Annotated in this window: 7 protein-coding genes; 1 reads left to right on the forward strand and 6 read right to left on the reverse strand. The window is 45.5% G+C overall.

Features of this window, described 5'->3' with window-relative positions; all coding sequences use genetic code 11:
* Window positions 1–58: 58 nt before the first annotated feature.
* A complete protein-coding gene (locus HXT53_RS05500) occupies window positions 59–1228 on the reverse strand; it encodes a class C sortase (RefSeq protein ID WP_421780129.1) in 1170 nt (389 codons plus the stop codon).
* Window positions 1229–1422: 194 nt separating this feature from the next.
* The gene (locus HXT53_RS05505; RefSeq protein ID WP_101890036.1) at window positions 1423–3255 is read right to left on the reverse strand and encodes a SpaH/EbpB family LPXTG-anchored major pilin; all 1833 of its coding nucleotides are present in this window, start codon (window positions 3253–3255) and stop codon (window positions 1423–1425) included.
* A gap of 691 nt (window positions 3256–3946) precedes the next feature.
* Here HXT53_RS05505 and HXT53_RS05510 point away from each other — a divergent pair.
* Window positions 3947–5389 carry an ATP-binding protein gene (locus HXT53_RS05510; RefSeq protein ID WP_101890034.1) on the forward strand — a complete coding sequence of 481 codons (1443 nt, stop codon included), beginning with the start codon at window positions 3947–3949 and terminating at the stop codon, window positions 5387–5389.
* A gap of 512 nt (window positions 5390–5901) precedes the next feature.
* Here the strand turns inward: HXT53_RS05510 and HXT53_RS05515 are convergent.
* The 4 genes from HXT53_RS05515 to HXT53_RS05530 form a co-directional block, all read right to left on the reverse strand.
* The gene (locus HXT53_RS05515) at window positions 5902–9921 is read right to left on the reverse strand and encodes a DNA-directed RNA polymerase subunit beta' (protein ID WP_004573798.1); all 4020 of its coding nucleotides are present in this window, start codon (window positions 9919–9921) and stop codon (window positions 5902–5904) included.
* 87 nt (window positions 9922–10008) lie between these two features.
* Window positions 10009–13575 carry a DNA-directed RNA polymerase subunit beta gene (rpoB, locus tag HXT53_RS05520; RefSeq protein WP_004116667.1) on the reverse strand — a complete coding sequence of 1189 codons (3567 nt, stop codon included), beginning with the start codon at window positions 13573–13575 and terminating at the stop codon, window positions 10009–10011.
* Between the two features lie 199 nt (window positions 13576–13774).
* Window positions 13775–14509 (reverse strand): peptide ABC transporter permease, encoded by a 735-nt coding sequence (locus tag HXT53_RS05525; RefSeq protein ID WP_421780133.1) that lies wholly within the window; start codon window positions 14507–14509, stop codon window positions 13775–13777.
* Window positions 14510–14586: 77 nt separating this feature from the next.
* A complete protein-coding gene (locus tag HXT53_RS05530; protein ID WP_226988348.1) occupies window positions 14587–15225 on the reverse strand; it encodes a tRNA (cytidine(34)-2'-O)-methyltransferase in 639 nt (212 codons plus the stop codon).
* Window positions 15226–15277: the final 52 nt, after the last annotated feature.

A 15277-nucleotide genomic window follows, 5' to 3' on the forward strand; every position in this document is an offset into this window, starting at 1 on the left:
ATTTAAATTTTGATGTATTAAACGCATCAATTTTTTTAACGTATTAAGTCTTAACGTATTAAGTTTTCAGTTTTTTAAGCTTTGAAGCCTTCGGACGCTTGCCCTGCGCAAAACCATCAATAATCGACTCAAAGGATTCATGACTAATCCTTCTCGCTTCTTCGGAATCCCTATACATCTGCTTGTTTTGGCCGCCATAAATGCCAAGCCAAAGAGCATTGTTCGTCTGGTCATCACCATTGCGATCACCATTGTCATCACTATGGTCATCACCATTATTTCGATCATCGCCGTTCTGCTTATCGTTTTTCTTCTTTTTCTTCTTAACAATCGGCAGACCAGCCCAGTAAATGTAGCCTCCAACCACACTCAAGCTTGCAATGCTCCCAACAAGCCACCACGGGAATCTCGGAACATCTGGCTTTTTACCAAGCAAAGACTTGTCCGCAGCAGGAGTCGGTATTACTCGCTCTCCCGTCACCAAGATTCTCTGTGTGTTGATTCCAAGCGGTGTGCAAGTAATCAGAGTCACAAGATCCTTGCCTGGCACTGCAGCAATTTTCTTTGTTTCGTCTGGGTTTACAACAATTTTTTCTATCACCTTGTAAGTGAGAATCTCGTCAAAAACCTCGATCGTAAAAGAATCGCCCTTATCTATCTCATCCAATCTCGTGAACATTTCCGCACTAGCCAAACCGCGGTGGCCAGTAATCACTGAACGAGTTCCTAATCCTCCAACTGGTAGAGAAGTTCCGCGTAAATGTCCCAGTCCCTTAAGCAGAGTATCGTCCTGCGTACCGTGATACACGGGCAAATCTAGGTCAATTTTCTTAATGCGAAGGCGAGCCATAAGACCATCGTCATTCGCTTTCAACTGATCCCAATAGTTTTGACTAACGTCAGACGTTTCGCCATGGGATGTTGGAATATTCGTGTTCGCCTCATATATTGCGCCTACGGATAGCTTGCGATTGTATTCGCGCGCGCGAGCCAGCTGCTCATGCGGAGCTGGAATAGCATGCGTGATTAGCTTAGCGTATTCTGCGGCTACTTCCGACATGTGATACTGGCTTAACCACATTGCTGCATGTGGGTATAACAGTGAGGCGAACGATGCGGTTAATAGAAGCGCTGGAACGATAGAAGATTTAGAAAATCTCCACTTTCGTTTATCGCGTTTCTTATGCTTAACCGCAACGTTTCGATTTAAGAATAAAAACCTAAGCATTTGTTGCTTTGCGATTGGACTTGAAATTGGATTTACGATTTTATTTGTGATTTGATCTGCGACTTAATTTTCGATTTTGTAAGCCGATGCGAGTATTCGCGAATCCGCGCAATTCACTCACTTGAATACGCAAACACTCGCATACAGCTTAAATCACAAAACAATCACAAAATAATCACAAAACCAAGTAAGCCTTACGCTTCTTCTTGTTCCTTGCGGCGACGGGTGATGATGTAGAACAACGTGCCGCCCAAGCCAACAATGCCGAATGCAGTGAGCAACACTAAGCCGCGCGCACCAGTCATTGGCAGTGCTGCGAGGATCTTGTCTAAGCCAGTGGCTTTCTTGTTTTCGATTTCCTTAGTATTGTTCTTTGTAGCATCTGCAGCAGTATCTGCCTTCAAAGCAACGCACTTAGGAGTAGAATCAAGCAAATAACCAGCAGGAGCCTCAGTCTCAACCACGCAGTAAAGCTTAGTTGTTACAGCAGGATTAGTTTCCTTTGAATTGTAGACGAACAATCTTACGGAATCTGTACCTTCAGTCTTAGCTCCACCATCAATCTTTTCTTTAGTTTTTAGTGAAACATTATTGAGCTTAGTTCCAGCATCCTGATTATTCTTCTTAATCTTGCCATCTGAAACAGTAAAAGTGTCATTTGCAGTTGCAGATGTGTCAGTAACCTCATATACATCAAACTTTGCATCATTCAAAGGCAACTTTTTCTTATCACCATTTGCGCCGATTTCTTCCGTAACCTTATTAACAGTCAACGTACCAAAGTGAGCGGTATCATTAGGAATGTCGTCACCACCGCAGTCACCATCTTTCTTGGTTGGTGTACATGGATCATTACCATCACCGTTACCAGTCTTATTATCATCAACGTACGTATTGGCTACGTTAGCAATGTCCTTAACAGTATCAGCAACTTTAGTGACAAGCTCTACCTCAAGCTTAACAACTTTCTTATCGGTAGTGTGTTTAGAATACTCATCATAAGCCTTTTTGAGACCACCAGTAGATTCGGTACTAGTAAGAGAGAATGAAACTAAACCATTAGTATTTGTAGCTGTGTAATGAGTAGTAGCATCAAGAGGTACATCATTTGCACTTGTATCTTTTTGACCAGAATCAGTATAAGTCACAAGTTTTGCACTGCTAATCTTATCGTAAGTTAAACCAGTTTCTAGCTTATCCTTAAAACCGATCTTCTCGTACTTATTGCCATTCTTAGGAGCTGTGAGAGGAATCGCAATCTTCCAAGTTATAGTGGTTCCATTATCCTTAGTCAAATCCTTACGGCTTAAGCTGCTAACTGTCTTAGTTGGACGTTCCTTGCTTGTATCATTCTTTGGATACACATTAACAGCGTAAATCCAAGGATTAGCCTTGTCTTTAGGATTTGGAAGAGGAGTGGTCACAAAGAACGGAGAAACACGCTTTGTAATGGAAACCTTTTTCCATGTGCCGTCTTCTTGTAATTGTGCACCAGAAGTATCGGTTTCTTCGATGTAGTAAAGACCCATCGCAAGATTTTCAAATTTGGCTTCACCAGTATCACCAGTTATTTGGCTTGTGCCATCCGTACTAGCCTTCTCGAAATCAGGATTAGCACCATTAATAAAATCAGAAGCAGTCTTTTTACCAGCAACAGTTGTTTCAACTAAATCATCTAACTTTTTAATCTTTTCCCAGTCTGAAGACTTTGAAAGATCAATATCATCAGAAGAATTTGTATTCTTCTTCTTTACTCGCCATAGGGTAAACTTAACACCCTTAACTGGCTTCTTATTGGTTAAAGTCTTAACAGTACCATCAGAACGTTCACCAGTTGCAGGACCTTGATACTTGTGAATAATAATGGATGTAGCGCTCTTTTTGCCCTGATTAATATTAGCAGTGTCAACACCCTTAGCCTCACCCTGCGCATAAGCAATAGAGCCAGCAATACAGCATGTTCCAAGTGTGCATACCGCCGCCAAAACAGCAACGGTGCGCTTCAGCGAATTCGTATTTAAACGCATGTTTCCTCTCTTCTTTAGAGTGACATCTCGTTATGAGAATTTTGTGTTTAGAAAGAATCGCCCATGTGATTAGACTTTTCCGCAAAAATCGCATAAATATCGCGAACTACAGATTCCTCTCACCGGGCTTCTATGCGCACTAAAGCTGTGCGCCAAACCTTCATTGACTAAAACAGACTAGCATTTTGCAGCGTAAAAATCACCTAAAAATCACCTAACAAAAGCCTACTAAAATAAGCTTTTAATACCCCCCCCCCGGTATTGTTGAAATATCAGGGTTTTCTCAGCTTAATAAGTGATTAAAATTGTTAAAAATTCTTTCCGAATTTTTGCTAAATTCGCACCTTGGCGTGTCGAATAAACCGCGTCGTTATCGCTTGCGCGAACAGCGCGCGAACGTCTTCGCCGCGCAGAAGCAGTGCTTCTGCTTTGAGCGGCTCAGCGCTCCAAATTGCCTTTTCGCGCTACGCTCTAAGCGAAAAGGCAGGTCGTCGCGCACGTTTGTTTTTCCCTTTTTCAGCAAATATGACTACAAACACGGGCAAAAATAAACAAACACAAGCGAATCAAGTCAAATTGCATTTTATAGCAAAATGTCGATTCTGCAATAAATCATCAAAATAAAATTGTCGATTCTGCAAAAATTTGCTAAAATAAAATAATCGATTTTGCAAAGAATGGCGGAATTACAATGATTTATAACCTTAATCAATCAACATCTATCGCAACAAACACTGCGCGCAAATTCCCACGCAAAATCTACTCACAAATGCTCAATTGGAAAAACTCTTCTAACGGAAAAACAGCACTACTCATAGAAGGACCACGACGCGTAGGAAAATCCACTATTGTAAAAGAGTTTGCGCAAAATGAGTATGAAAGCTACATCTTAGTGGATTTTTACACAGCATCTCCAGAAGTAAAACAACTATTTGAAGATCTTTCAGATTTAAACTACATCTTTCTGCAACTCCAGCTAGCGTATAAAACAAGCCTCAAGGAACGCAAGTCGTGCATTATTTTTGATGAAGTTCAACTCTGCCCTAAAGCACGTCAAGCAATTAAAGCCCTAGTCAACGACGGAAGATACGACTACATAGAAACGGGCTCACTAATTTCAATCCACAAAAACGTTAAAAATATTCTTATTCCAAGCGAAGAACGCAAACTAAAAATGCATCCTATGGATTATGAGGAATTTAAGTGGGCACTTGGCGACAATACAACCATTCCGCTTCTAAAAAAACTCTACGATTCTAAAAAACCAATCGGTCAAGCAGCATGCAGAAAAATGCTAAGAGATTTTAGACTTTATATGCTCGTTGGAGGAATGCCACAAGCTGTTGAAAGCTATATTGAAACCAACGATTTTAGTGTTGTAGATAGAGTAAAACGCGATATTCTTTCACTTTACGAAGATGATTTTAGAAAAATAGACCCTACTGGTAAAATATCTGCAATTTTTGATTCCATTCCAGCTCAGCTCATGTCTAACACTTCCCGTTACCATGTTTCGAGCGTTCTTGCTGGCAACAGAGCAAATACTGTTCTTGAACAACTAGCTCAACTAGAAGATTCTGGAACTGTGCTAATCTCCCACCATACTAACGATCCTAATTCTGGAATGGCTCAACACAAAGATTTATCTAAGTTCAAACTCTTTCTTGCAGATACTGGCTTGTTTGTTACGTTAGCATTTAAAGACAAGTCTTTTACAAGCAACGACATTTATATGCGATTGTTAAACGATAAGTTGCAAGCAAATCTAGGTTATGTATACGAAAATATTGTTGCTCAAACTTTGAGCACTCATGGACACGAATTGTATTATCACACTTTTATGGACGGCGACGCGCGCTTAATCGCGGACGATACTAATGTTGAGATTGACAATCACGATAATCGAAATAATCACAACAATCGCAGCTATGAAGTAGATTTCTTGATTGCTGATAAGAACAAGATTGTGCCGATTGAAGTAAAGAGCTCAGGTTATAAAACGCATGCTTCGCTTGATACTTTCGCGCGCAAGTTTTCTTCGCGAATCGCACGGGAAATTCTGATTTATACAAAAGACTACCAACATAACGGAATGCTGGAATACATTCCAATAGTAATGACTGAGTTCTTGTAATTCGCTCACGTCTTCGCTTGCGTTGAAAGCACATACGACTACAAACACGGGCAAAAATAAACAAACACAGGCGAATCTACGACTTCGAGCTTAAAGCGTAGCGCGAGAGGCGCTTTGACTGAGCTTGAAATTGCATAACGCATTTCAAGCTCCTTCAAAGCGTGATTTGGCTCAAGCATAAAGTCCAGTGGACTTTATGTGCCAAATCAGCCGAGCGGCTACTAATAGCCGCGAGGAATAGAGCGCTGAGCCGCTCAAACGTAAAGTCCAGTGGACTTTACGTGCGGCAAAAACGTGAGCGCGCTTAGACCGCGCGAACGAAGTGACCGCACTTTACACCAGATTTAATACAAAACACGCAAACGCAAAAAAACAAAAAGCCGCTGCAAGATGTGTAAAACAACTTGCAACGGCTAATTCAATTCAGACTAGCAAAATCAAACCTAGAGATTTAAGCAAATCACCCATAAATAATATAGATAGCCTAAAATCGCCAGTTATACCTAGCCTGATTAGTTAAGGTCATCGTCATAATCACCCTGACCACCCTGATCATCAAGGAAGTCATCTGGATTAAACTCATCCCCAAGCTGCATGTCGCCAAAATCAATGTTCGAGAAATCAACATCTCCCATGTTGCTCTCTCCAAAGTTTGACGGAGTGCCATTTGCTCCACCCAAACCAAGGTTTGGATAAACAGCATCACGCACCTCAGGATCTGCAAAGACATCCGCATTACGATAACGCGCCAAACCAGTACCAGCTGGGATGAGCTTACCAATAATAACGTTCTCCTTCAAGCCCTTAAGATCATCTTCCTTCTGGCTCAAAGCAGCTTCAGTAAGCACGCGAGTAGTCTCCTGGAAGGATGCGGCAGAAAGCCAAGAATCTGTAGCCAAAGAAGCCTTTGTAATACCCATAAGCTCTGGACGACCAGCAGCAGGCTTACCACCATTCTTAACAGCCTCAAGATTTGCTTCACGGAACTTAGCCTGATCCACAAGTTCGCCTGGAAGAAGGTTCGTGTCTCCAGAATCAATCACCGTAATGCGGCGAAGCATCTGGTGAACAATAACCTCAATATGCTTATCGTGAATATCAACGCCCTGAGAACGGTACACGTTGTGCACTTCTTCCACAATGTTCACCTGAGCAGCACGAGGACCAAGAATTCGCAGAATCTTCTTAGGATCCACAGAACCTTCAATCAGCTGCGTACCAACCTCAACGTGGTCTCCATCCTTAACAAGCATTGGAGCACGACGAGTTACTGGGTAAACGATTGGCTCAACCGTAGTATCGTCTGGAGTCAAAGTCACCTGACGACCATGGTCAGTATCCTCAACCTTCACAACACCTGGGAACTCAGCAATTGGAGCCTCGCCCTTAGGTGTACGAGCCTCGAAAAGCTCGGTAACACGAGGAAGACCCTGCGTAATATCGCTTGCCGAAGCAACACCACCAGAGTGGAAGGAACGAAGCGTAAGCTGCGTACCAGGCTCACCAATGGACTGTGCTGCAACAATACCAACAGCCTCGCCAACATCAACAAGAGAGCTTGTAGCCAAAGACCAACCGTAGCACTTTGCGCAAACGCCACGCTTAGACTCGCAAGTAAGCACAGAACGAGCCTTAACTTCTTCGACACCATGCGCAACCAAGTCACGCAAAACATCCATCGAAAGCGCGTCACCACACTTAGCCAAAACGGTTGTACCATCTGCTGGATCGAGAACATCTGCAGCAAGCAAGCGCGAGTATGGACCACCATCAGCAGCCTTAACAAGCGTCAAATTGCCATTTTCGTCGCGGTCCGCAATCTTCATCATAAGACCACGCTTTGTGCCGCAATCTTCCTCACGAACAATAACTTCCTGAGAAACGTCCACAAGACGACGAGTCAAGTAACCAGATTCTGCAGTACGAAGTGCGGTATCAGCCAAGCCCTTACGCGCACCGTGCTGGGAGATGAAGTACTCCAACACAGAAAGACCATCACGGTAGTTTGACTTAACAGGACGAGGAATAATCTCACCCTTAGGGTTTGCCACTAAGCCTCGCATACCAGCAATCTGACGAATCTGCATCCAGTTACCGCGTGCACCAGACTGAACCATGATGTTCACGTTGTTATCATCATGGAAGTTCTCGCGCATAGCATCTGCAACCTTATCGGTGCATTCAGTCCACAAGTTAATCAACTCTTGACGACGCTCTTCATCTGTAAGAAGACCCATATCGTACTGGGAGTTAATCTTTGCAGCCTGATTCTCGTAGTCTTGTGCAATAGCCTCACGATTTGAAGGAAGCACAATATCAGAGAATGCCATTGTAACGCCAGACCAAGGTGCTCGAGTAAAGCCAAGATCCTTCAAAGCATCAAGGGATGCGGCTACCTGAGCAGTGGAATAACGTGTAGCAATATCGTCAACAATCTTGGAGAGAACACCCTTTGGAACCTGCTGGTTCACAAACGGATAGTCCTCTGGAAGAGTGCCGTTAAACAACACGCGACCGTAGGATGTGGCGAACAATACAGTTCCATCCTTAAAGCGCTCTTCATGAACAACATCTGGGCTGCCTGGCTCTGGATCCACGACCTTAAGTTCTCCTGGCTCCCAATCCTTTGGTAGCACAAAGTCCTCTGGCACGCGGATTAATACCTTTGCCTGCATGTCAATCTCATGCTTGTCGAGTGCCATTTGAGCCTCTGCAAGCGAAGAGAAGATTCTGCCTTGACCCTTTGCACCGTCTATTACTGTAGACAAGTAGTACAAGCCCAAAATCATATCCTGAGATGGCATGGTAACAGTGTGACCATCTGCTGGCTTCAAGATATTGTCGGATGCCATCATCAAGCTGCGAGCTTCTGCCTGAGCTTCGGCGGAAAGTGGCAAATGCACTGCCATCTGGTCACCATCGAAGTCAGCGTTGAATGCGGCGCAAGCAAGTGGTGGAAGGTGAATTGCTTTACCTTCAACCAAAATTGGCTCAAATGCCTGAATACCCAAACGGTGAAGTGTAGGAGCACGGTTAAGAAGCACAGGATGTTCAGAAATAACTTCCTCAAGCACACCCCAAACCTCGGAATCTCCGCGATCTACAAGGCGCTTTGCGCTCTTCATATTCTGAGCAAAGCCCTGATCCACCAAACGCTTAATAACGAATGGCTTAAACAGCTCCAACGCCATTGGCTTAGGCAAACCGCATTGATGCATGCGGAGGCTTGGACCAACAACGATTACGGAACGGCCAGAATAATCAACTCGCTTACCGAGCAAGTTCTGGCGGAATCGACCCTGCTTACCTTTAAGCATATCGGAAAGCGACTTTAGTGGACGGTTCGATGCACCAGTTACTGGGCGACCACGACGACCGTTGTCGAAGAGTGAATCGACTGCTTCCTGAAGCATGCGCTTTTCGTTATTAAGCATGATTTCAGGAGCACCAAGTTCAATCAACCTCTTCAAACGATTGTTACGGTTGATTACTCGACGGTACAAGTCGTTCAAATCGGATGTTGCAAAGCGTCCACCATCAAGCTGAACCATTGGTCGCAAATCTGGTGGGATTACTGGAATAACGTCCAAAACCATTGCTTCTGGCTTGTTTCCAGTAGTCAAGAACGCGTTTACAACTTTAAGTCGCTTCAAAGCGCGCGCCTTGCGCTGACCAGTACCATTGTCGATTTCTTCGCGAAGTTCTACGGCAGCAGACTTAAGGTCGAAGTCCTGCAAGCGCTTCTTGATTGCTTCAGCACCCATGCAGCCTTCAAAATAGTCACCGTAGCGGTCTTCCATTTCTCGCCAAAGGTCAACATCGCCTTCCATGTCTCCTGCGCGTAAGCCCTTAAAGCGATCGAAAACTGCGTTCAAACGCTGAATCTGCTCATCGTAGCGAGTACGAATAGCAGCCATTTCTCGCTCTGCTCCAGCGCGCAATTTAGACTTTGCGTTGCCTTTTGCTTCGCCTGATTCTTCCAGCTCGTGCAGGTCTTCTTCTACCTTCTTTGCGCGAGCTTCAATCTCATTGTCGCGGCGCTTACGAAGATTGCCGATTTCCGTATCGAACTCGTCTTGCAAGTCTGGAAGATCTTGGTGACGCTGCTCTTCATCTACCTTAGTAACCATGTAGGCTGCAAAGTAAATAACCTTTTCCAAGTCTTTTGGAGCAATATCAAGCAGGTAACCCAAGCGGCTTGGCACACCCTTGAAGAACCAAATGTGTGTTACAGGAGCCGCAAGCTCAATATGACCCATGCGTTCACGGCGAACGCGGCTGCGTGTAACTTCCACGCCGCATCGCTCGCACACGATTCCCTTAAAGCGCACGCGCTTATACTTACCGCACGCGCACTCCCAGTCGCGAGTAGGACCGAAAATCTGCTCACCGAACAGACCATCCTTCTCTGGTTTAAGGGTACGGTAATTAATGGTTTCTGGCTTCTTAACCTCGCCGTGGCTCCAGCTACGGATGTCGTCGGCGGTTGCCAGTCCAATCCTCAGTTTGTCAAATGCGTTGACGTCCAGCACTATTATCGTCCTGTCTCATGAAATTGTTTTTCTAAGTTTCTTAAAGTGATTAGTGATTAGTGATTAAGTTATTTCTAATCACTGGCATCACTGGTATTCAGGTTCTTGAATAACTTGATCTTCCTTGGCGGACGAATCTGGTCGTGCACCAATGTTGAAGCCCAAATCTTCAGAAGACGACACCGGATCATCATCCTCATCCTTCATGTCAATTGCCACTCCTTCGGAGTTAAGCACCTCAACATTCAAGGAGAGAGACTGCATTTCCTTGAGCAACACCTTGAAGGACTCAGGAATACCAGCTGGTGGAAGGTTATCGCCCTTGACAATAGCGCCATACACGCGCACGCGGCCGTCAACGTCATCAGACTTTGTGGTCATCATTTCGTGCAATGTGTAAGCAGCGCCATAAGCCTCAAGCGCCCACACTTCCATTTCGCCGAAGCGCTGGCCGCCGAACTGCGCCTTACCACCCAACGGCTGCTGGGTAATCATAGAGTAAGGACCAGTGGAACGAGCGTGAATCTTATCATCAACCAAGTGATGCAGCTTCAAGATGTACATGTAGCCAACAGAAATTGGCTTAGGGAATGGCTCACCAGTGCGGCCGTCAAACAATGTTGCCTTACCGTCGGAACCAACAAGCTTATTGCCATCGCGGTCTGCAAGCGTAGTGCTCAAAAGACCCTTCAAGGTTTCTGGGCGCACGCCGTCGAACACTGGAGTTGCAACAGGAGTGCATGGATCGCCGTGCTCAGCGCCTTCTGGCACATACTTCTTCCAAGCAGCCTCAAGGTCTGGATCCAAATTAATATCCCAACCAGCGTGAGCAATCCAACCCAAGTGAAGCTCGAGCACCTGACCCAAGTTCATTCGAGAAGGCACACCCAACGGGTTAAGCATAATGTCTACTGGAGTACCATCAGCCAAGAATGGCATATCCTCTTCTGGCAAAATGCGGGAAATAACACCCTTGTTGCCGTGGCGACCAGAAAGCTTATCGCCCTGCGTAATCTTACGATGCTGAGCAATGTACACGCGAATCATCTGGTTTACGCCATTTGGAAGCTCATCGCCATCGTCTTCAGCGTCTTCACGAGTGATTTCCTTAACAGCAATCACAGTACCAGTTTCGCCGTGTGGCACGCGCAAAGAAGTGTCTCGAACTTCACGGCTCTTTTCGCCGAAGATTGCACGAAGCAAGCGCTCTTCTGGAGTAAGCTCAGTCTCGCCCTTAGGCGTTACCTTACCAACCAAAATGTCGCCAGCTTCCACCTCGGCACCAATGCGAATAATACCGCGCTCATCGAGGTTTGCAATAGCGTCTTCACCAACGTTTGGAAGGTCGCGAGTAATCTCTTCGGCACCAAGCTTGGTTTCACGAGCATCGATTTCGTACTCTTCAATGTGAATCGAAGAAAGCGTATCGTCTTGCACAAGACGCTGGGAAATAATAATAGCATCCTCGTAGTTGTAACCATTCCAAGGCATAAACGCAACGAGCAAATTCTTGCCGAGTGCAAGCTCACCCTTGTCTGTTGCAGGACCGTCTGCCAAAACTGTACCAGCTTCAACACGCTCGCCATCTTTAATAAGTGGCACCTGGTTGTAGCAAGTAGTCTGGTTAGAACGCTGGAACTTAGAAAGCTTGTAGCTGGACTGAGTTCCATCGTCGTTCATAACGCGAATAATATCTGCAGAAACGTAGGTTACAACGCCTGGCTTTTCGGAAAGAATCACGTCTCCAGAATCAACTGCAGCACGCCATTCGGAACCCGTACCAACAAGTGGACGCTCCGACTTAATAAGCGGCACAGCCTGACGCTGCATGTTGGTACCCATCAAAGCACGGTGGCCTTCATCGTGCTCCAAGAATGGAATCAAGCTTGCGCCGAGGGAAACCATCTGACGTGGAGAAACATCCATGTAGTCAACAGTGCTTACAGGAACATCGACTGCTTCTTCTTCGTCAACACGAGCAAGTGCCTGAGTGCCAACAAAGTTGCCATTTTCATCGAGTTCCTGATTTGCCTGAGCAATAACGTGCTCGGCTTCGCGATCTGCAGTCATATATTCGACTTCGTTAGTCACATGACCATTAACGACCTTACGATAAGGTGTTTCAATAAAGCCGAATGGGTTGATGCGACCAAAGGTTGCAAGCGAACCGATAAGACCGATGTTTGGACCTTCTGGGGATTCGATTGGGCACATACGACCAAAGTGGGATGGGTGCACGTCTCGAACTTCCATAGATGCGCGGTCTCTAGAAAGACCACCAGGACCAAGAGCCGAAAGACGACGCTTGTTTGTAACGCCCGCCAAAGGATTGTTCTGATCCATAAACTGGCTAAGCTGAGAAGTTCCGAAGAACTCCTTAATAGTAGCGTTAACTGGTCGAATGTTAATCAACGACTGTGGTGTAATCGCCTCAGCATCTTGCGTGGTCATGCGCTCGCGCACAACGCGCTCCATACGGCTTAAGCCAGTACGAATCTGATTCTGTACAAGCTCACCAACCTGACGGATTCGACGGTTTCCAAAGTGATCAATATCGTCCACGTCTACACGCAATTGCACATCTTCGCCATCGCGCTTGCCTGGGAAGGTCTTTTCGCCCGAGTGCAAAGTAACCAAATACTTGATTGTGGCGATTATGTCTTCGCGATTCAAGCTGCGATCGTTGTAATCCGCTTCCAAACCAAGCTTGCGATTGATCTTGTAGCGACCAACGCGCGCCAAATCGTAGCGCTTTGTGTTGAAGTAGAAGGATTCAAGCAAATTGCGACCCGCGTCTGGAGTTGCGGTATCTGCTGGGCGAATCTTGCGATACAAGTCTGTAAGAGCATCATTTTGAGTGTCGATTGGCTCTTTTTCTAGAGCGTCGAGAACAAGAGGATACCCTTGGAATGCCTCGGCAATTTCTGGCTTAGTCATGCCAATTGCCATCAAGAACACGATTGCAGACTGCTTACGCTTGCGATCTACGCGTACGCCAAGAACATCGCGCTTATCAATCTCAAACTCAAGCCACGCTCCGCGACTTGGAATGATTTTTGCGCCAAAAACGTCTTTGTCAGAAGTGCGATCTTGCGTGCGGTCAAAATACACGCCTGGGGAACGCACAAGCTGGGACACGATTACGCGCTCAGTGCCGCCAATAATGAATGTTCCGTGTGGTGTTTGCAGCGGGAAATCACCCATAAACACAGTCTGGCTCTTAATCTCGCCAGTTTCGCCGTTTTCAAACTCTGCGTTTACGTACAAAGGAGCGGAATATGTGTAATCCTTCTCTTTGCACTCAAGCACAGTGTGACGTGGCTCTTCAAAATATGGATCCGAGAATGTGAGGCTCATTGTCTCAGCAAAATTCTCGATTGGAGAAATCTCTTGGAACACTTCTTCCAGACCAGAGACATGAGGCACAGTGTGAGTGCCATTTGCCTCATCTTCTTCGACGCGCTTCTTCCAACGCTCGGAGCCGATCAGCCAGTCAAAGCTGTCGGTTTGCACACCGAGGAGGTATGGCACATCGATTGGCTCACAAATGGAGCCGAAATTCACACGATCCGACGCTTTATGCAATTTAATGCTGTGCTCGTCGGCACGCGCGATGACTTTGGTGGTGTTCGTCGTAGCTTGTTCAGCAGCCAATGGACGTTCCTTTATCGCTAGCTAGTTTTCTTAATCCTTGGGAGCTTTAGAAAATCGCAGCAAACGCGCTTAAAATCAACGATTTTGGGTTTGCGGGCGCCTTCTTCGGTTCCTTGAGTATGCCCGCTATATGACACACCTTGTACAAAGAAACAATTTTACCCCTTCACATCGACTTTTGGCGCCATTTGTGCATGTGCTAGCGAACAGAAATAACCACGGGATTGCTTTGTAATCCTGACACATCCTTATGCGCAATTTGTGCAATGTAAGTTCCGCGCGAAACTTTAGGCAAGTCGGCGTCATCTAAGCAATCCTTGCCAGTAGGCGTTCCGACTGTAGCATCCGTGCCCCATACAATTTTTTTCTCGTACGAATCGCCTTTTGCCATTAACAAAGGCTTGAGTGGAATTCCGCACACATCTGATCTCCACTGCGGCTCTATTTTCTGCTGCTTTTCTTGCTTTTCTCTAGATTTATCTGATTTATCTGATTTATCAGACTTATCAGACTTATCAGCACTTACGCTGTCTCCAATTGTCAACACCATTCTGCCATCCGACGCATCTATTCTGCAAGAATCGTCTCCTTCATGAACTATGCGAGCAGTAAATTCTACGCTTCCTCCCATCGGTACAGATTGCGATGCTGAGGTTAATTCAATACGAACGTCTTTTGCACTACATTTTTTTATGATTCCAACAGGCCTTGGATCTGGCACAAGTTGCTTAGATAGAGTAACGTCTGAATGTTTGCTTATAGCACTTCCAATTGCAGATACGCCTTTAAAAATGCTAATTATGCAAAAGATACAAAACACTAAAACAGCCAGCAGCCCCACGCAAACTACGATTCGGCGGCGAATGTACATGCGACGGCGCGCAGCACTAATCTTCCGCTTCGGTTTACGTTTTAACACAGGCATAGTCACCATTGTAATGCATGAGTAGTTTTAAGACTATTTTTGACTATAGGCTATTTTGCTATTTTCTATAAGCTATTTTCTGTAGACTATTTTCCGCCCTCAAATCCAAGCTGACGCCACGCTTCATAAATGGCGATTGATGCGCAATTTGTAAGATTTAAGCTTCTAAGCGAAGGACGCATTGGCAAGCGAACCTGTTCCGCAACATGAGGGCCAGCCATAATATCCATTGGGTCTGGAATATCTCCTGGCTCTGGTCCAAAAAGCAAAATATCGTTCGGCTTATACTCAATATCTGTGTAAAGTTTTGTGGCATTTGCAGTAAACGCGATTATGCGAGAATTTGGCATTGATTCCACAAGGTTTTCAAAATTCGGGTGCATAACAACGTGTGCCATATCGTGATAATCAAGACCCGCGCGACGAAGCTTTGTGTCTTGAAGATTAAATCCAAGCGGCTCTACAAGATGCAAAATGGTGCCCGTTACCGCGCAAAGGCGAATCGCAGAGCCTGTGTTTCCTGGGATTCTAGGCGAATAGAAGCACAAGTGCGGAGTTTGAGTTTGCGCAGTGCTTGCATCTTGCGCGCTTAGCATGGCATCCATAACGCTGATTGGATTTCCGTGCGCGTCTGTTACAAGCTCGTCCGGACCGTAGTTTGACTTTCGGTAGCCGTACTCATACATCTGCTCTACACGATTGACTGGGTTTTGTGCGTCTTGCATACTTTTATCTTCTTTACTTTTATCTTCTTTACCTGTGACTTGCATACTCGTA

This window comes from Gardnerella sp. KA00390 (assembly GCF_049244075.1).
GTDB lineage: Bacteria > Actinomycetota > Actinomycetes > Actinomycetales > Bifidobacteriaceae > Bifidobacterium > Bifidobacterium vaginale.

Bases quoted from the DNA above. Each gene is read 5' to 3' on its own strand.
- HXT53_RS05525 (WP_421780133.1), bottom strand. From the start codon at position 14,509: ATGGTGACTATGCCTGTGTTAAAACGTAAACCGAAGCGGAAGATTAGT.
- HXT53_RS05530 (WP_226988348.1), bottom strand. From the start codon at position 15,225: ATGCAAGACGCACAAAACCCAGTCAATCGTGTAGAGCAGATGTATGAG.
- HXT53_RS05510 (WP_101890034.1), top strand. From the start codon at position 3,947: ATGATTTATAACCTTAATCAATCAACATCTATCGCAACAAACACTGCG.
- HXT53_RS05505 (WP_101890036.1), bottom strand. From the start codon at position 3,255: ATGCGTTTAAATACGAATTCGCTGAAGCGCACCGTTGCTGTTTTGGCG.
- HXT53_RS05500 (WP_421780129.1), bottom strand. From the start codon at position 1,228: ATGCTTAGGTTTTTATTCTTAAATCGAAACGTTGCGGTTAAGCATAAG.